We start from the raw sequence: 17,560 nt of genomic DNA on the forward strand, positions 1-17,560 counted from the left end.
GGATATGATGAAAATGGCCGAGCGAACCTATTATGCGCCGCAGGGCGGACATCCCGGCCAGAGTGAATTGCTGACCGGACGCGCCGTGTTCACACAGGCCTATGCCGTAATCCCCAAAGGCGTGATGCAGGACATCGTCACCAGCGCCTTGCCGTTCTGGGATGGGACACGGGTCTGGGTGCTGTCGCGGCCGCTGTCGGGTTTTGCCGAGACGTTTTCGCAATACATCGTCGAGCTCGCGCCCGGCGGCGGCAGCGACCGGCCAGAACCGGATGATGATGCCGAGGGCGCGATATTCGTGGTTGAAGGCGAGCTGAGCGTGTCGCTAGCCGGAAAGAAGCATGTGCTCAGGCCGGGCGGGTTCGCGTTTCTGCCGCCAGCGAGCGGGTGGACGGTGCGCAACGAAAGCGGCGCTGCCGTCCGCTTCCACTGGATCCGAAAGGCTTACGATGCGGTCGACGGCATCGAGCTGCCGCAAGCGTTCTTCGCCAACGAACAGGATATCGTACCGACGCCGATGCCAGGTACCGAAGGCCGCTGGGCAACAACGCGCTTCGTCGATCCTGAAGACATCCGCCACGACATGCATGTCACCATCGTGACGCTCGAGCCGGGCGCGGTCATTCCCTTCGCCGAGACGCATGTCATGGAGCACGGGCTTTATGTGCTGGAGGGCAAGGCGGTCTACCGTCTCAACCAGGACTGGGTCGAAGTCGAGGCCGGCGACTATATGTGGCTGCGCGCCTTCTGCCCGCAGGCTTGTTATGCCGGCGGGCCAGGCAAATTCCGCTACCTCCTCTACAAGGACGTGAACCGCCACGCCAAGCTCGGCGGTGTGGGCATCGAGGGTCGCGCGCGGTGATCCGCATCGTCGCGCGGCCGCTGACCCGCGAGAATTTCGCCGAATTCGGCGACGTCATCGATATGGGCGGCGACAACCATTATCCGATCAATGGCGGCAAGGCCGAGCGCTATCACGATCTCGCCACCGCTGAAGCACGAGGGCCGAATGCGCACGTGCTGATCTCGATGGTGCGTGGCACGCCCTATGAGCTGCCGTTGAAGCTTACCATGGTCGAGCGCCATCCGTTTGGCAGCCAGGCCTTCATTCCGCTGTCACCACGGCCGTTCCTGGTCATCGTCTGCCATGACGGCGAGGAAGGCCCGGGCGAGCCGCATGCGTTCATCACCGCGCCCGGGCAAGGCGTCAACTATCCGCGCAATTTGTGGCACGGCGTGCTGACGCCGATCGGCGAGCCCCAGGACTTCCTGGTCGTCGACCGGGGCGGCGACGGCTCCAACCTCGAAGAGTGCCACTTCTCGCACGCCTATGAGATTCATCTTCCCGATGGGAGCCGGTGATGGCTGACATTTCGCTGATCGACCGCCTGCTCGACGTCATCGAGCACGACATCGTGCCGAAGACCGCCGAAGGCGTCGCGCACGGCAACAAGCTGTTCGGCGCGGCGATCCTGCGCAAGGACGACTGCTCAGTGGTGCTTGCCGAAACCAATAACGAGACGGGAAACCCGCTCTGGCATGGCGAGGTGCATTGTCTCAAGCGTTTCTACGAACTGCCGAAGGCCGAGCGCGTCGACACCAAGGAAGCCATTTTTCTCGCCACGCACGAACCTTGCTCGCTCTGCCTGTCGGCGATCACCTGGACCGGCTTCGACAATTTCTACTATCTGTTCAGCCACGAGGATTCGCGCGACAGTTTCGCTATCCCGCACGATTTGAAGATCCTGAAAGAGGTCTTCACCCTCGATCCCGGCGGCTACAATGCCGAGAATGCCTATTGGAAGAGCTTTTCGATCCGCAGACTGGTACGATCGCTGTCGGGGCCTGAGCGCGAGCGGCTGGAGGCGCGGATCAGCGCCATCTCGGCAATCTACGACGAACTGTCCGGCGCTTACCAGGCGAGCAAGGCCGAAAACGACATCCCGTTGAATTGACGCGGATTGACCAGCCGAATTCGTTGGCTGGCCCACGACGACATCCTGCGGACTCCATCATCTGGCGCTCCTGGAGTCTGCCGGCATGAAAATCGTCACTGAATTCCCACGAAAGATCGTCGAATTTCCGGATATGGGGATCGTCATGCCGGACGGCTGCCGGCTGTCGGCGCGGGTGTGGATGCCGGCCGATGCCGCCGACGATCCGGTGCCGGCAATCCTCGAACATCTGCCCTATCGCAAGCGCGACGGCACGATCTATCGTGATCAGCTGACGCATCCCTATTTCGCAGGCCACGGCTACGCCTCGATCCGCGTCGACATGCGCGGCAACGGCGATTCCGAAGGGCTGATGGACGATGAATATTCCGAGCAGGAATTGCAGGACGCTTGCGACGTCATAGCCTGGGCGGCGGCGCAGCCCTGGTGCAACGGCAATGTCGGCATGATGGGCATTTCGTGGGGCGGCTTCAACTGCCTGCAGGTAGCAGCCAAGCAGCCGGCGGCGCTGAAGGCGGTTATCAGTCTCTGTTCGACAGTCGACCGCTACGCCGACGACATCCACTACAAGGGCGGCTGCCTGCTGATCGAGAATTTCGGCTGGGCTTCGACCATGCTGTCCTATTCGTCGCGGCCGCCGGATCCGTTGCTGGCCGGCGACAACAGATGGCGCGAGCTGTGGCTGACCCGGCTGGAGAACCAGCCCTTCCTGGCGCCGCTGTGGTTGAAGCACCAGCATCGCGACGCCTATTGGAAGCGCGGCTCGATCTGCGAGGGCTATTCCGCCATTCATGCCGCGGTGCTGTCGATCGGCGGCTGGCATGACGGTTATCGCAATACGATTTCCCATCTCGCCGCCAATATCGAGGCGCCGGTCAAGGGCATCGTCGGCCCGTGGATCCACAAATACCCGCATTACGCCGCGCCCGAACCGCGCATCGGCTTCCTGCAGGAGGCGTTGCGCTGGTGGGACCGCTGGCTGAAGGACCTCGACACCGGCGTAGAGGCCGACCCGGCCTACCGCACCTATGTGATGGACAGCGTGCGTCCGGCGCGCTGGCATCCCGAGCGGCCGGGCCGCTGGGTCGCTGAAACGGAATGGCCGTCACCCAACATCAAGACGCAAGAGGTTGAGCTTATCGCTGAAGGCAACCACGCTATCGTCACTTCGCCGCAAAGCTGCGGCCTTGCCGGTGGCGAATATTTCCCCTTCACCTTTGGACCGGAACTGCCGGGTGACCAGCGCACCGACGATGCGCTGTCGGTGTGCTTCGACCAGCCGGTGCTGACCGAAGCGGTCGACATCGTCGGTGCTCCCGAAGTTGTGGTCAGGGTCTCGTCGGACCGGCGCCAGGCGAACATCGCGGTTCGGCTGTGCGACGTCCATCCGGACGGAGCGTCGGAGTTGATCTCCTACGGCGTGCTCAACCTGACGCATCGCAACTCGCACGAATTTCCCGAAGCGCTGGTGCCCGGCGAAACCGTCAGCGCCCGGGTGGTCCTCGACCAATGCGCCTATCGCGTGCCGGCCGGTCACCGCTTGCGTGTGGCCATTTCCAACAGCTATTGGCCGATGATCTGGCCGTCGCCGGAGCCGGTCCGGCTGGAATTGTCGGCCGCGACATTGATGCTGCCGCTGCGCCCGCCGGCGACAGGCGACGAGGTCACCTTCCCCGCCCCCGAAGGCGCCACGCCCTGGGCAACCGAAACGGTCCGCGCCGCCAATTCCGAGCGTCATGTCGATCGCGACGAAAAGACCGGAATGATCACGCTTTCCATCGTCGACGATTTCGGTGAGGTGCGCGACCTGGAACACAGCCTTGCCAATGGCAGCATCGCGAGAGAGACGTGGGCGATCCATCCTGACGATCCGCTGTCAGCCTTGGGCAAGACGCATTGGACCCAGACGCTGTCGCGAAATGAATGGTCGGTGCGCACCGAAACCTTCGCCGAAATGCGCTCCGACGCGCAAAGCTTCATGGTTAGCGCCAGAATTGAAGCCTATGAAGGCGAGAAACTGGTCTTCGAGCGCGACTTCGAGGAGAATATCCCGCGGGTACTGCTTTGAGCACTTATAGCGATTGGTCCAATTGCGACGCACGATTTACGCCACGGCATGTCGCATTCGGTCTTGCTTACCCCTTTCCCTTACGGTCATTATTCTCCCGATTGAAATGAGAAAAAACGACCATAAGGTCGGACCAACAGAGTGAGGAACTCAACATGTCGAACGAACTGGAATATCTGAGCCGGCGCGTTGCGTCCGGCAAGCTGAGCCGTCGCGATTTTCTCGGCCGGGCGGCAGCGCTCGGCGTCACCGCAACCTTCGCCAATTCGCTGCTTTCCAGCGCTTCCCGCGCGGCGGGTCCGGTCAAGGGCGGCACGCTCAAGGCCGGCCTCGTCGGTGGCGAATCCACCAACAGCCTCGATCCGGCGCTGTTCATGACGCAGGTGCCGTTCGCCTTCGGCAAGATGTGGGGCGAACTGATCGTCGAGCTGTCTCCCGAAGGCAAGCTCGAGAACCGCATTGCCGAGGAGATCGGCTCGTCGGACGACGCCAAGACCTGGACGCTGAAGATCCGCGACGGCGTCGAGTTCCACAACGGCAAGAAAGTGACTGCAGAGGACGTGGCCGCCACCCTCGAACGCCATTCGGACGAGAAGTCGAAATCCGGCGCGCTCGGCTATATGAAAGGCATCGAGAGCATCAAGGCCAGCGGCAAGGAAGTGGTGTTGACGCTGAAGGAGCCGAATGCCGATCTTCCCTATCTGCTTAGCGACTATCACCTGATCATCCAGCCGAACGGCGGCAAGGACAAGGCCGATGCCGGCATCTCGGCGGGTCCTTACAAGGTCACCACCAACGAGCCCGGCGTGCGCCATGGCGGCGAGCGCTTCGCCAACTACTGGCAGGGCGACAAGATGGGCCATGCCGACCAGATCGAGATCATCGTCATCAACGACGCCACGGCGCGTACGGCGGCCCTGCAGGGCGGCCAGGTCCACATGATCAACCGCGTCGAGCCGAAGATCGTCGACCTGATCAAGCGTGTGCCCGGCGTCACCATCCGCAACCATTCGGGACCCGGCCACTACGTCTTCATCATGCACTGCAACACCGCGCCGTTCGACAACAACGATTTGCGCATGGCGCTGAAGCTGGCGATCGACCGCGAGGAGATGCTGAACAAGGTGCTGCGTGGCTATGGCTCGCTCGGCAACGACTTCCCGATCAATGCATCGTACCCGCTATTCACCGAGATCGAGCAGCGCAAATACGATCCCGACAAGGCCAAGTTCCACTACAAGAAGTCGGGCCATGACGGTGCCGTCCTGCTCCGGACGTCGGACGTCGCCTTCCCCGGTGCCGTCGATGCCGCACAGCTGTTCCAGCAAAGCGCGGCCAAGGCCGGCATCAAGCTGGAGATCAAGCGCGAACCGGGCGACGGCTACTGGTCGGAAGTCTGGAACAAGCAGCCCTTCTGCGCCTCCTACTGGGGCGGCCGGTCGACGCAGGACCAGATGTACTCGACTGCCTATCTGTCGACGGCCGACTGGAACGACACACGGTTCAAGCGTCCGGATTTCGACAAGATGGTGCTGGCGGCTCGCGCCGAGCTCGACGAGGCCAAGCGCAAGGCAATGTACCACGACATGGCTGTGATGGTGCGCGACGAGGGCGGCCTGATCCTGCCGATGTTCAATCAGTTCATCGACGCGACGGGCGCCAAGGTTGCCGGCTGGGTGGATGATCCGCATCAGGAGTTGATGAACGGATATGCTCTCGCGAAGTGCTGGCTCGAAGCCTGAGCCCGGCCTTGCGGATATGTCCTCACCCATCGTGAAACTGGTGGCCCAGCGCATTGCGCTGGGCATCATCCTTCTATTGGCCGTTTCGGTCCTGATCTTCGCCGGCACCCAGATCCTGCCCGGCGATGTTGCGCAAGCCATTCTCGGGCAGTCGGCGACACCGGAGTCGCTCGCCAATCTGCGCGAACAGCTCGGGCTCAACGATCCGGCTTACATCCGTTATTTTCGCTGGCTCGGCGGCATTCTGACCGGTGATCTCGGCACGGCTATGTCGAGCGGTCAGGATATCGCAACCTCTATCAAGGGAAGGCTGTGGAACACGCTGTTCCTCGCCTTCTGGGCGGCGGTCGTCGCGGTGCCGCTGGCGATCATCCTCGGGCTGATCGCGGTGCGCTACCGCAATGGCTGGGTCGACAAGCTGATCTCGGGACTGGCGCTGGCCTCGACGTCCTTCCCGGAATTCTTCGTCGGCTATGTGCTCGTCTTTTTCTTCGCGGTGCAACATCAATGGTTTCCCGCCATTTCCACCGTCTATGACGGAATGCCGTTCGGCGAGCGCATCCAGGCCATAGCACTGCCGGCGGCGGCGCTGACCTTGGTGGTGCTCGCCCATATGATGCGCATGACGCGCGCCGCGATCCTCAATGTCATGCAGTCGGCCTATGTCGAAACCGCCGAACTCAAGGGGCTTTCGGCCTTCGCCGTCATCCGCAGGCATGCCTTCCCCAATGCTATTGCGCCGATCATCAACGTCGTAATGCTCAACCTGGCCTATCTCATAGTCGGCGTCGTCGTTGTCGAGGTGATCTTCGTCTATCCGGGTATGGGCCAATATCTCGTCGACCACGTCACCAAGCGTGACGTGCCTGTGGTGCAGGCGGTCGGGCTGATCTTCGCCGCCGTCTACATCAGCCTGAACATCATCGCGGACATAGCGGCAATCGTCGCCAATCCGCGCCTTAGACATCCGAAATGAAGGGGTCGGGTATGCTCGTCATCAAACGCATCCCCATCCCGGCATTGATCGGCATCGTGCTGACGGCGCTGTTCGTTCTGGCGGCGATTTTTGCGCCGTGGATCGCGCCGCATGGCAATGCCGAGATCGTCAGCGACGTCCCTTGGGAACCGATGTCGGCGGCGCATTGGCTGGGCACCGACAATCTGGGCCGCGATCTGTTGTCGCGCATGATCTATGGCGCCCGCATCACCCTGTTCATCGCGGTGCTGGCGACCGCGCTATCGTTCTCGCTCGGCGCCATACTCGGCTTCTCGGCGGCGGTTTTCGGCGGCTGGTTCGACACGCTTCTGTCGCGTCTCGTCGATCTCCTGATGTCGATCCCGACGCTGATCATGGCCCTTGTCGTGCTTTCGGTGCTGCCATCCAATCTGGTGACGCTGATCCTGGTCATGGGCGTTCTGGATTCGACCCGCGTCTACCGCCTGTCGAGGGCGGTCGCCGTCGACATCAACGTCATGGATTACGTCGAGGCGGCCAAATTGCGCGGCGAAGGCAGCGGCTGGATCATCTTCCGCGAAATCCTGCCCAATGCGCTGTCGCCGCTGGTTTCGGAACTCGGCCTGCGCTTCATCTATGCCGTGCTGTTCCTGTCGACGCTGTCCTTCCTTGGGCTTGGCGTACAGCCGCCGGACGCCGATTGGGGCGGTATGGTCAAGGAAAACAAGGATGGTATCGTCTTCGGCATAGGCGCCGCCCTCATTCCGGCGGCGGCGATCGCAGCGCTGGCGATTTCCGTCAATCTCGTCGCCGACTGGGTGCTCAACCGCACGACAAGCCTGAAGGGAGGACGCGGGTAATGGCTGACAAGCAACCGAAGCCCGGGCAACCGAAGCCCGGGCAACCGAGGTCCGGCGTGCTGCTCGACATCCGCAATCTGCGCATCGAGGCCACGGTATATCCGCCGGGCGAGGCGCCGAAGAACATCGTGCTGGTGCACGATGTCTCGCTGACGCTCGAAAAGGGCAAGGTGCTCGGATTGATCGGCGAGTCCGGCGCCGGCAAATCGACCATCGGCCTGTCGTCGATGGGCTACGGCCGCGGCGGCGTGCGCATCACCGGCGGTGAGGTCATCCTCAATGGCCGCGACATCCTGAAGGGCGGCAACGAAGGGTTCCGCAAATTGCGCGGCCGCGAGGTCTGCTATGTCGCGCAATCGGCGGCAGCTGCCTTCAACCCGGCGCACAGGCTGATGGACCAGGTGGTCGAGGCAGCACTGCTGCACGGCACGGCGACGCGGGCCGAAGCCGAAAAGCGCGCCGTGGCGCTGTTCAAGAAGCTCAGCCTGCCGAACCCCGAAAGCATCGGCGAGCGCTTCCCCCACCAGGTGTCGGGCGGTCAGCTGCAGCGCGTGATGACGGCAATGGCGCTGTGCTCGGAGCCCGACCTGATCGTCTTCGACGAGCCGACCACGGCGCTCGACGTGACGACGCAGATCGACGTCTTGGCGGCGATCAAGGATGCCATCCGCGACACGCATGTCGCGGCGCTCTACATCACCCACGATCTTGCCGTCGTCGCCCAGGTATCGGACGAGATCATGGTGCTGCGCCACGGCCGGCTGGTCGAATGGGGCGGCACGCGCCAGATCATCAAGGAGCCGCGCCAGGAATACACCAACGCGCTGGTTTCAGTGCATGAGATCGAACATCAGGAGCAGAAGCCCGGCACGAGCCCGTTCCTGTCGGTCAAGAACATCACCGCCGCCTATGGCCGCAGCCACATCAAGGTGTTGAAGAACGTCTCGGTCGATATTTTCCCGGGCCAGACGCTGGCGGTGGTCGGCGAGTCCGGCTCCGGCAAATCGACGCTGGCGCGCGCCATCACCGGCCTCTTGCCGCCCGAACAAGGCACCGTCACCTTCGACGGGCGGCCGCTCGCCAACCGGCTTGCCGACCGGCCGAAAGAGGATCTGCGCCAATTGCAGATGATCTACCAGATGGCCGATGTGGCGATGAACCCGCGCCAGACGGTCGGCACCATCATCGGCCGGCCGCTGGAATTCTATTTTGGGATGCGCGGGCGCGAGCGCGACAAACGCGTCGCCGAACTGCTCGACAAGATTGAAATGGGCAAAGGCTATATCGACCGCTATCCGGCCGAGCTTTCGGGCGGCCAGAAGCAGCGCGTCTGCATCGCCCGCTCGCTCGCCGCCAAGCCGAAGCTGATCATCTGCGACGAGGTGACCTCGGCGCTCGACCCGCTGGTCGCCCATGGCATACTGGAGCTGCTGCTCGGGCTGCAGAAAGAGGAAAACGTCGCCTATCTGTTCATCACCCACGACCTGGCCACGGTCAAGTCGATCGCCGATTCAATCGCGGTGATGTATCGCGGCGAGGTGGTGCGCTACGGCGCCAAGAGCACCGTGCTGACGCCACCCTTCGATGCCTACACCGATCTTTTGCTGTCGTCGGTGCCCGAAATGGAGATCGGCTGGCTGGAAAAGGCGATCAAGGGACGGCGCATGGCCAGCGCGGGAAATTAGACACTCCCGTGGCGCTCAAGACAAAACTTTTGGTCATCATCCTCGACGGCGTGCCTTACCGGAACTGGCGGCGGCTGATGGGCAATCTCGAAGGCTGGGTGCAATCAGGCGAAGCCCGCGTATGGAAAATGCGCTCCGTCCTGCCGTCGACCTCGGCATCCTGCTACGCCTCGATCCACACCGGCGTGCCGCCCCAAGTGCACGGTATCCTGTCGAACGAGAACCGGTTTCGCGTCGAACAGCCTGATATTTTTTCCGAAGTCAGCAGGGCCGGCGGCAAGACGGGTGCGGTCACCCATTCCTACTGGTCCGAATTCTTCCGGGCCTATCCGTTCGACCTGGTCGAGGACATGGAGTTCGACGAGCCGGGCGGGCCGATCGGCCACGGCCGGTTCCACACCATGACCGGCTATAATGCCAGGAACCAGATGACGCCGAGCGACGTCGACCTGTTCGCTACCTTGACCATGCTGACCAGGCGCTACGGCATCGACTACGGCATCCTGCACAGCTGCACGCTGGACTCGATGGGCCACCGCTTCGGCCATGACTGCCATGAGATGGATCATGCCGTCTATGCAATGGACGCCATGCTCGCCGGCTTCCTGCCGCGCTGGCGGGAGGCCGGCTACGAGGTGATCGTCACCGCCGATCATGGCCAGACCGATCGCGGCCATCATGGCGGCCACGACGAGGAGATGCAGGATTTCGCACTTTACTACTTCGGATCCGGCGAGGGTCCGGAAGCCAAGACGCTGCTCGATCAGCTGCAGCTCGCGCCAACGGTGCTTGCGCGCCTCGGCGTGCCGGTGCCGGCGACGATGAAGGCAAAGCCATTTCTCGACTGATTGGTGCCTGGCCTGCTTTGCTTGCGGAGAACATAAAGCCGGTCGAAATGCGCGACGCCAAATGGAGGCCAGATACAGGAGTCAAAGTTCGAGACAGACCTTGCCAAAATGCTTTTGGGACTCGTAGTGCTTGAAGGCATTGGCGATCTCCTGCAGGGGAAAACCGCGGTCGATCGCAGGCTTCAAACGGTTGGCCTCTATGGCACGGATCATGTCGTTCTGGTCTGCCCTGCTGCCAATCGAGATTCCGCTGATCCTGATCTGATTGGAAAACAGGGCCGGGATCGAAACTTGCCCGGCAAAACCAGTCAAGACACCGATCAGTGCGATGTGGCCGCCCATCCTGCAAGCTGTTATCGACTGCGCCAATGTGCCGGGCCCGCCAACCTCGATCACATGATCGACGCCGCGTCCGTCCGTCAATGCCCTTGCCTTCTGGCCCCAATCCGGCACCGCCTTGTAATTGACGACAATGTCGGCTCCAAATCGCTTTAACTTTTCCAGCTTCTCCTCCGATGAGGAGGTGGCAATAACCCGAGCGCCTGCAATTTTTGCGAATTGCAGCGCGAACAGCGATACACTTCCCGTGCCAAGGACCAGCACCGTATCACCAGGCTTCACCTGGCCGCACACCATCAGGGCTTTCCAGGCGGTGACGCCGGCACAAGTAAGCGTTGCCGCCTCCACATGCGTGAAGTCTGCCGGTGCCCTTGTGAAGGCATGCCAGGGCATGCACACATACTCGCGGGCATAGCCGTCAACATCATCTCCCAATTCGCCCTTCTTATTGGCTGGCGTCGGTTCGCCTGTCAGCCAATGGGGCCAATAGGTGCTGACGACGGCATCTCCGACCTTGAATTCTTGGACATCGTCTGAGACCGCAACCACCTCTCCGGCGCCATCGGATAGCGGGATACGGCCATCGGCGCACGGTTTCTTTCCCAGCGCCACCATACTGTCGTGGAAATTCAACGAACACGCTCGTATCCTGACAAGCAACTCACCCGGCCCTGGTTCTGGGCAATCTTCCTCGACCAGCTTGAGATTTTCCAAGCCTCCCGGCGCTTTCAGCCTAATCAATCTCATGGAAAGCTCCTTCCGACCGCGCAAGGCTTCATGCGCCCACCACTCGCGTGGACGCTTGACCGCGTCGAACACCGCCATGGGCGACTGATCCACGAGAATCGCGGCCGCAAAGCTGTTGTTGGTCATAACATTTCGTTTCTTCAGGCTGGATTGCCATTTGCGATCGGGACCTTAGTCGCCCGGCAGCGGACTGTTGAGTTACAAAACTGTCGGGAATCCCTGCACGGCGATGGCGTCCAATTACGCCTCGCCCGAGGCTGAACGACTGCACCTTACCCGATGGTTATGAGCCGCCTTGTGGCCGCCGTCATTGCGAGCCTGACGGCCGAGACAGTATCGCTAAAAAGGGGGAGAACGGTACACTCTGGCAACCTCTCCGCTCTTCGGTTAGCCTCCGCAAATATCCGGCGGAGGCGGTGAACCCTTTTTGGGCCGATCAGCGACAGATGCCCGAAGTGGAGATCGGCGGGCTGGAGAAGGCGATCAAGGGACGGCGGATGGCAAGCGCGGGAAATTGAGCACCTAGGGATTCCCTCGCGTCACGGGAAATGCCGAGGATCGGTGCGCGGATCACGTGCGAGAACGGGTACTTTCGGGAGGTCACGTCGCGGCGAGCTTTGCGAGCCGGCGATAATCGCAATCCACCAGATTGGGGAGGCGCTGAAGTTCCTCGACGTCAAACCACCGGATCTCGGTGTGTTCCTCGCAAATGTTGCTTGGATCCCCGCCTTCCCAGCCGATGACCTTGAAAACGTGGTGCAACGCCTTCCCATAGAGCTCGGGATGGCGCTCTCCAATGCACCGCATCCAACCGAAATCTGTTGGCGTCACTCCAATTTCTTCCTGAATCTCGCGAACGAGTGCCTCTTCCAGCGTCTCTCCGGCTTCAACGCGGCCGCCGATCGTGTCCCAATGCCCAGGCCACGCGCTCTTCCAGGCAGCGCGAAGACCCATCAAGACCTTCCGGTCGTGGTTCACCAGCAATGCACCGACCGCAACTGTGGGATTCCTGATCATTTGCGGAGCGTATTCGCTGCAGCGATGTTTGCAAAGGCGGCGTCTTCCCTCCCCCGCAGGGAGAAGGAGAAAGCGCACCTCTGGCAACCTCTCCGCTCTTCGGCTAGCCTCCGCAAATATCCGGCGGAGGCGGTGAACCTTTTTGGGCCGATCAGCGACAGAGCAGGCAGGAGCCAGGCGGCTCGACCGGCGATGACGGCCGCGGAGACCGATCGCGCGCTCGTCGAGCGGGTCGCGAAGGGCGACCGTGCCGCCGTGCGGCTCCTGTTCATGCGCCACCACGCGCGAGTCTACCGCTTCGTGGCACGCCAGACGGGATCGGAACTGATGGCCGACGATATCGCGAACGAGGTGTTCCTCGAACTCTGGCGGCAGGCGCCGGCCTTCGAGGGGCACTCGGAGGTCTCGACATGGCTGCTCGGCATTGCCCGCTTCAAGGCGCTGTCCCTGCTGCGCAAGAAGAAGGAAGACTGGATCGACGACGATGACGCGGCCCAGGTCGCCGACGGTGCCGACACGCCGGAAGTCGTGACGATGAAGGAAGACAAGGCCGCTGCCTTGCGACGCTTCATCGATGCCATGCCGGAAGAGCATCGCACGGTGATCGACCTTGCCTATTATCACGGGCAATCGGTGAGCGAGATCGGCGAGGTGCTCGGTATTCCGGTCGCCACGGTCAAGACCAGGATGTTCTACGCCCGCAAGAAACTCGGCGAAGCTCTCAAGGCCGCCGGTTACGACAGGGGGTGGCCATGAGCGCCGCTGAAAAAATGTCACGCCGCGACGAAATGGAAATGCTGCTGCCGTTTTATCTGAACGGCTCGCTGGAAGGCGCCGAGCTGGAAGCCATCGAGGAATGGCTGGAGAGCGATCCGGCGGCGATGGCCGCGCTTGGCGAGGCCGAGGCCGAATTCTCCGGCACTGCTGCCGCAAACGAGGCAATCCGCCCGCCGGCCGATGCGCTCAGCCGCTTTGCCAAGGCGCTCGACGCCGAGGCCGGCCCGGCCCGCGCGCCGGCGGCGTCGCCCTGGTTGGCGCAGGCCTGGAGCCGCTTCATGGCGGTGCCGGCCGGCGTCGCCTGGGCCGCGGCCGCGGTGCTGCTGGCCCTGGTCGTCGCGCAATCCTTTGTCCAGACCGGCAGCAGAGGTGGCGACTTCAAGATTGCCGGATCGGCAGACGATCTGGCCAAAATGCCGTTTGCACTGGTGAAGTTCAAACCGGATGCGAAGCTGTCCGATATCGTCGCTTTTCTCGACCAGAACCAGTTGAAGATCGCCGGCGGGCCGACCGCCGACGGTGTCTTCCGCCTCGGCGTTCCGGCCAAGACCGCCGCCGACTATCAGAAGCTGCTTGGCCTTATTGCCGCCCAGCCTTTCACCGAAGCTGCCCTGGAGGGAAGGAAACCGGCTGATGGCGGCTAAGGCGGTCATTCGATTGACGGCGGCGATGACAATCTTCGCCACGTCCGCGATGGCGCAGACCAACGACCCGAACCTCACCCAGGCGGAGATCGACTGCCTGAACCGGGCAAGTGCCGCCGGCACCGACTGCGCCAAGGACAGCGACGACGGGAAGGATAGCGGCGGCAAAACGCCGGCTAAGGCTTCAACGGTGAGTGCCGTGTTTCTTCCCGCGCTGATCGTCGACTTGTTCCCCAATCCTGCCGCAGTCACCGAGGCGCCGATACCTCCCGGCAATACTGCGGCCCCGCCGACCGCTCCGCCTTCGGGCCTGCCGGCAATACCGGCGGCCGCGCCGGGCGGTCCGGTCGTAGCACCCACCGATCTTGTCGCAACCGAGCCGCCGCGCGCCGTGATCGGCGATTTCGTGCCCGACGAGGTGCTGGTCACGGTCAATGGCGATGCCGGCGCGGTCCAGCAGATCGCCGCCTCGTTCGGCCTCGAAATACGCTCGCAGCGGCAGTCGCGGCTGCTCGGCAATACGCTGGTGCGCTTCGGCATTCCCGATGGCCGCCCAGTCGGCGTCGTGCTGGCGCAGCTTGCCGCCGACGGCCGCACTTTGCGGCGTGAGGCCAACCACGTCTATTCGCTGCAGCAGGCGGCCAGCATCGTCAATTATGCGTTCGAGCGCATCGCGCTCGACGCCAAGGAAGCCAGCGGCGAGAATGTCCGCGTCGGCGTCATCGACACCGGCATCGACGACAGCAATCCCGCGCTCTCCGGTGTCATCGCCGAGCAGTTCGATGCCATGCCCGACGTGCCGATCAAGGCGCGCGACCACGGTACTTCGGTCGATGGACTGATCGCCGGCACCGGCGCGTTCAAAGGCATGGCGCCGGGCGCCAGGATCTATCACGCCCGCGCCTTCGAGGGCGGCAAGTCGACCATGGACGTCATCCTTTCGGCGCTCGACTGGGCGGCGGAGCAGGATGTCCGTATCATCAATATGAGCTTCGTCGGCCCGAAGAACGACCTGCTCGGCATCGCCTGCCGCAATGCTCGCGCGCTTGGCATCGTGCTGGTCGCGGCCGCCGGCAATAACGGGCCGAAGGCGCCCTATGGTTATCCGGCCGCCTTCGACGGCGTGATCGCGGTGACGGCCACCGATGCCAAGGACGGGCTGATGCCGCAGGCCAATCGCGGCGCCTACGTCTTCATCTCCGCTCCCGGTGTCGAGATGGTGGCGCCAAGCGGCGCCGGCTCGGATGTGGTGACCGGGACGTCCTTTGCAGCGGCGATCGTGACCGGCGCGGTCGCCAACCTGTTGCATGCCGCGCCCGACCGTTCGGCCGACTGGGTCGAGAAAGCACTGGCCGCCACGGCAAAGGATCTCGGCCCCAAGGGGCGGGACAATGATTTCGGCTTTGGGCTTCTGAACACCAAGGCGGCCGAGGCGGCCAAGGACTAACTCTCGTGTTTGAACCGAGCCGTCTCATAACGCTGTCGCGAAACTTGTCTCACACCGTGCTATAATGACCAAGCCAACCTGCACTACGCCGCCGTAGGGAAAATGCTTCACCGCTGCGGGCGCACAGAATGTAGACCTGTGGTCGCCAGCCCGGATCAGAAATAAAAACGACAGGGAGGATGACGTGTCCCTCGACGCCAGTGGCTTCGATCAAGCAGTTGAAGAATACCACCTGGCTCTGGATGAGTTCATGAAAGGAAACCCCGCGCCAGCAAAGAAGCTCTTTTCCCAACGAGACGATGTAACACTGGGCAATCCCTTTGGCCCTTTCGCGCATGGATGGAAGCAGGTCGTTGAGACGATGGAGCAAGCGGCATCGAACTACAGGGACGGCGACGCTACCGGCTTCGAGAACATAGCGAAGTGTGTGACGTCTGAGCTGGCATACATCGTCGAAGTGGAGCGGCTCAGGTCCAAGGTTGGCGGTCGGAGCGATGTCACGCCTCTTGCGTTACGCGCGACGAGCGTCTTTCGCCCAGAAGATGGTCTGTGGAAGATTGTGCATCGTCATGCCGATCCGATAACGACGGCTCAGCCGGCCGATTCGGTACTCCGCCGATAGCGGTTGTGGTATTGGGGAAGCGATCGATCTCCTTTGCTGCTGCAGCGCGGCTATTCTTCAGTCCGTTTTCTGCTAAGGGTTGGCCAGCGTCATCGGGCTCGCAGGGTCGGACGGCCGCTCTGGGTCGAACTCGGTCGCCGGGAGTGATCGAGTTTTGACCTTTACATCGGCGCGCCGGCCCTGGATGCCCTGACCACTGGTCGAACGGCCAGACCTCGCCGCGCGCGGCCTGCTCCGGCCAGAGATTCGCGACGCCAGCCGTTCGGCAATGCGCGCCGGCCAGGCGGATCGACTACGACGGCTCAAGTCGCGTTTTGCCGAGGACGCGCCAGAAAATAGAATGCGGCGATGTGCGTTATCATCAGCAGCGGTACGTAGATGATCGGGATCGCGTAGGTTGCGCCCAGTTCCCCCGCGCGGGCAGGAAGGCCGATCTGAATGGCGTGGTAATAGTCGACGATGAGGTCGACCGTCCCGACGACGTTGAAGGCGACGACCAACGGCCAGAAGAGCGGGCGTATCCTCACCGTGAGCAGCGCCAGCATGGCCAGCACGCCAGTCGCGAAATCGCCGTAGGCGGCAAACACGGCGAAATCGGCGGGCAGATTGGGGCTTACGACGCCCGGAACGATGAAGACGAGCCCGAAGAAGCGGAAGCTGTGCAGCGTAGCGATAGCACGTTGCGCTGCGACCCGGTCCATCGACCTGAGCCACGGCAAACCGTATGCGCCGAAGCAAAGCAGCCACGCGACATAGCCGAGAACAAGATGGGTTTGGAACACTATTTCCGTGGACATTTGGCCTTCTCTCAACAGTTGATTCACGCGGCTTTAAGCCCGCTACCGCAATTCGACTATCCGGTGTAATCACAACAACCTATGAAGCAGAACTACACAGTCCGACATGGTGCGCTGGAGGGCGTCGAGGCGTTCCTGGCCGTCGCCAGGCGCCGCAACTTCCGCCGTGCTGCCGCCGATCTCGGCGTGACGCCGTCCGCTGTGAGCCAAGCGGTGCGCGCGCTGGAAGCTCGCCTGGGTACGGCGCTGTTCGTCCGCACGACGCGGAGCGTCGGTTTAACCGAGCCTGGCCAGCGGTTCCTCGACCGTGCCGGCCCGGCATTCGAAGAGCTCGTCGCGGCCGGCGAGGCTGCCCGCGATATCGGCCAACGGCCGACCGGTCTGCTGCGTCTGTCTGTGCCCCGCGCCATCGTGCCATTGATGTTGGAGCCGGTGCTCGCGTCGTTCTGCCAAGCCTATCCTGAGATCGAACTGGAGATCGCCGTGAGCGACCAGATGGTTGATCTGGCGACCGGCGGGTTCGATGCCGGCATCCGCCTCGGCCAGTTCATCGCCGCCGACATGGTCGCGGTGCGGCTGACTCCGCCGTTCTCGTTCGTGGTCGTCGGCAGCCCTGATTATCTCGAGCGCCACGGCCGTCCCGAGCGTGTCGAGGACTTGCGCCGCCACGCCTGCTTACGCTTGCGCCGCTCGAATGGCGCGATCGCGCCCTGGTCCTTCGTCGACGGCAATGGCGCGATCGAAGCGATCGTCTCAGGCCCGCTGATCGCGCACGACTATTCGACATTGGTCGGGGCTGCGACGCGGGGCGTTGGGCTGGCGCAGACACCACGACCACTCGCCGAAGGTCTGATAGAAGAAGGAAAACTCAAGTCGGTGCTGGACAGCATCGCCACGACGACGCCGGGTGTCTTCCTCTATCATCCAGGCAAGCGCCAAGTCCTGCCGAAGCTGCGCGCCTTCATCGATCACCTCAAATCTGCGGCCTGACACCAGGACGCACTCGCTGGTGCTGGCCAACAGCCGCCAAGAGTCGACCTCGGCCGTTCAGAGTGAT

General features: G+C 62.7%; 17 protein-coding genes. 14 read left to right on the forward strand and 3 right to left on the reverse strand.

What is annotated here, in order from left to right; genetic code table 11:
* Positions 1-13 precede the first annotated feature (13 nt).
* The 9 genes from NKH71_RS27115 (at position 14) to NKH71_RS27155 (ending at position 10,113) form a co-directional block, all read left to right on the forward strand.
* On the forward strand, positions 14-862 hold the full coding sequence (locus NKH71_RS27115) for a bifunctional allantoicase/(S)-ureidoglycine aminohydrolase (protein ID WP_023718081.1): 849 nt from the start codon (positions 14-16) through the stop codon (positions 860-862).
* A complete protein-coding gene (locus NKH71_RS27120) occupies positions 859-1,362 on the forward strand; it encodes an ureidoglycolate lyase (RefSeq protein WP_023718082.1) in 504 nt (167 codons plus the stop codon). Before NKH71_RS27115 ends, NKH71_RS27120 begins: the two co-directional genes overlap by 4 nt.
* A complete protein-coding gene (locus NKH71_RS27125; RefSeq protein WP_352895481.1) occupies positions 1,362-1,955 on the forward strand; it encodes a nucleoside deaminase in 594 nt (197 codons plus the stop codon). Before NKH71_RS27120 ends, NKH71_RS27125 begins: the two co-directional genes overlap by 1 nt.
* A gap of 85 nt (positions 1,956-2,040) precedes the next feature.
* On the forward strand, positions 2,041-4,023 hold the full coding sequence (locus NKH71_RS27130) for a CocE/NonD family hydrolase (RefSeq protein ID WP_352895482.1): 1,983 nt from the start codon (positions 2,041-2,043) through the stop codon (positions 4,021-4,023).
* Positions 4,024-4,178: 155 nt separating this feature from the next.
* Positions 4,179-5,765 carry an ABC transporter substrate-binding protein gene (locus NKH71_RS27135; RefSeq protein ID WP_352464554.1) on the forward strand — a complete coding sequence of 529 codons (1,587 nt, stop codon included), beginning with the start codon at positions 4,179-4,181 and terminating at the stop codon, positions 5,763-5,765.
* Positions 5,766-5,781: 16 nt separating this feature from the next.
* On the forward strand, positions 5,782-6,741 hold the full coding sequence (locus NKH71_RS27140) for an ABC transporter permease (protein ID WP_023718086.1): 960 nt from the start codon (positions 5,782-5,784) through the stop codon (positions 6,739-6,741).
* Between the two features lie 11 nt (positions 6,742-6,752).
* Entirely contained in the window at positions 6,753-7,580 is an 828-nt protein-coding gene (locus NKH71_RS27145; protein WP_023718087.1) for an ABC transporter permease, read from the forward strand.
* Complete coding sequence (locus NKH71_RS27150; RefSeq protein ID WP_023718088.1) at positions 7,580-9,265, forward strand: ABC transporter ATP-binding protein; 1,686 nt, start codon at positions 7,580-7,582, stop codon at positions 9,263-9,265. Before NKH71_RS27145 ends, NKH71_RS27150 begins: the two co-directional genes overlap by 1 nt.
* A gap of 8 nt (positions 9,266-9,273) precedes the next feature.
* Entirely contained in the window at positions 9,274-10,113 is an 840-nt protein-coding gene (locus NKH71_RS27155; protein ID WP_023718089.1) for an alkaline phosphatase family protein, read from the forward strand.
* Between the two features lie 81 nt (positions 10,114-10,194).
* Here the strand turns inward: NKH71_RS27155 and NKH71_RS27160 are convergent, their stop codons facing one another.
* On the reverse strand, positions 10,195-11,199 hold the full coding sequence (locus NKH71_RS27160) for a zinc-dependent alcohol dehydrogenase family protein (protein ID WP_502900423.1): 1,005 nt from the start codon (positions 11,197-11,199) through the stop codon (positions 10,195-10,197).
* A gap of 600 nt (positions 11,200-11,799) precedes the next feature.
* Positions 11,800-12,216 carry an NUDIX hydrolase gene (locus NKH71_RS27165; RefSeq protein WP_352789384.1) on the reverse strand — a complete coding sequence of 139 codons (417 nt, stop codon included), beginning with the start codon at positions 12,214-12,216 and terminating at the stop codon, positions 11,800-11,802.
* Positions 12,217-12,408: 192 nt separating this feature from the next.
* On the opposite strand from NKH71_RS27165, the gene NKH71_RS27170 reads away from it, so the two are divergent.
* The 4 genes from NKH71_RS27170 (at position 12,409) to NKH71_RS27185 (ending at position 15,706) form a co-directional block, all read left to right on the forward strand.
* A complete protein-coding gene (locus NKH71_RS27170) occupies positions 12,409-12,972 on the forward strand; it encodes a sigma-70 family RNA polymerase sigma factor (protein WP_352789387.1) in 564 nt (187 codons plus the stop codon).
* Positions 12,969-13,637, forward strand: coding sequence for an anti-sigma factor (locus NKH71_RS27175; RefSeq protein ID WP_352484363.1), 669 nt, complete (start codon positions 12,969-12,971; stop codon positions 13,635-13,637). Before NKH71_RS27170 ends, NKH71_RS27175 begins: the two co-directional genes overlap by 4 nt.
* On the forward strand, positions 13,627-15,084 hold the full coding sequence (locus NKH71_RS27180; RefSeq protein WP_352789390.1) for a S8 family serine peptidase: 1,458 nt from the start codon (positions 13,627-13,629) through the stop codon (positions 15,082-15,084). Before NKH71_RS27175 ends, NKH71_RS27180 begins: the two co-directional genes overlap by 11 nt.
* A 184-nt stretch (positions 15,085-15,268) precedes the next feature.
* Complete coding sequence (locus NKH71_RS27185; protein ID WP_352789393.1) at positions 15,269-15,706, forward strand: YybH family protein; 438 nt, start codon at positions 15,269-15,271, stop codon at positions 15,704-15,706.
* Positions 15,707-16,008: 302 nt separating this feature from the next.
* Here the strand turns inward: NKH71_RS27185 and NKH71_RS27190 are convergent, their stop codons facing one another.
* Complete coding sequence (locus NKH71_RS27190) at positions 16,009-16,503, reverse strand: DUF8737 domain-containing protein (protein WP_352484362.1); 495 nt, start codon at positions 16,501-16,503, stop codon at positions 16,009-16,011.
* Between the two features lie 81 nt (positions 16,504-16,584).
* Here NKH71_RS27190 and NKH71_RS27195 point away from each other — a divergent pair, with 81 nt between their 5' ends.
* On the forward strand, positions 16,585-17,493 hold the full coding sequence (locus NKH71_RS27195; protein ID WP_023718344.1) for a LysR family transcriptional regulator: 909 nt from the start codon (positions 16,585-16,587) through the stop codon (positions 17,491-17,493).
* The last annotated feature ends 67 nt before the right edge of the window (positions 17,494-17,560 follow it).

The sequence above is a fragment of the Mesorhizobium sp. M0983 genome, assembly GCF_040318975.1.
Lineage (GTDB): Bacteria > Pseudomonadota > Alphaproteobacteria > Rhizobiales > Rhizobiaceae > Mesorhizobium.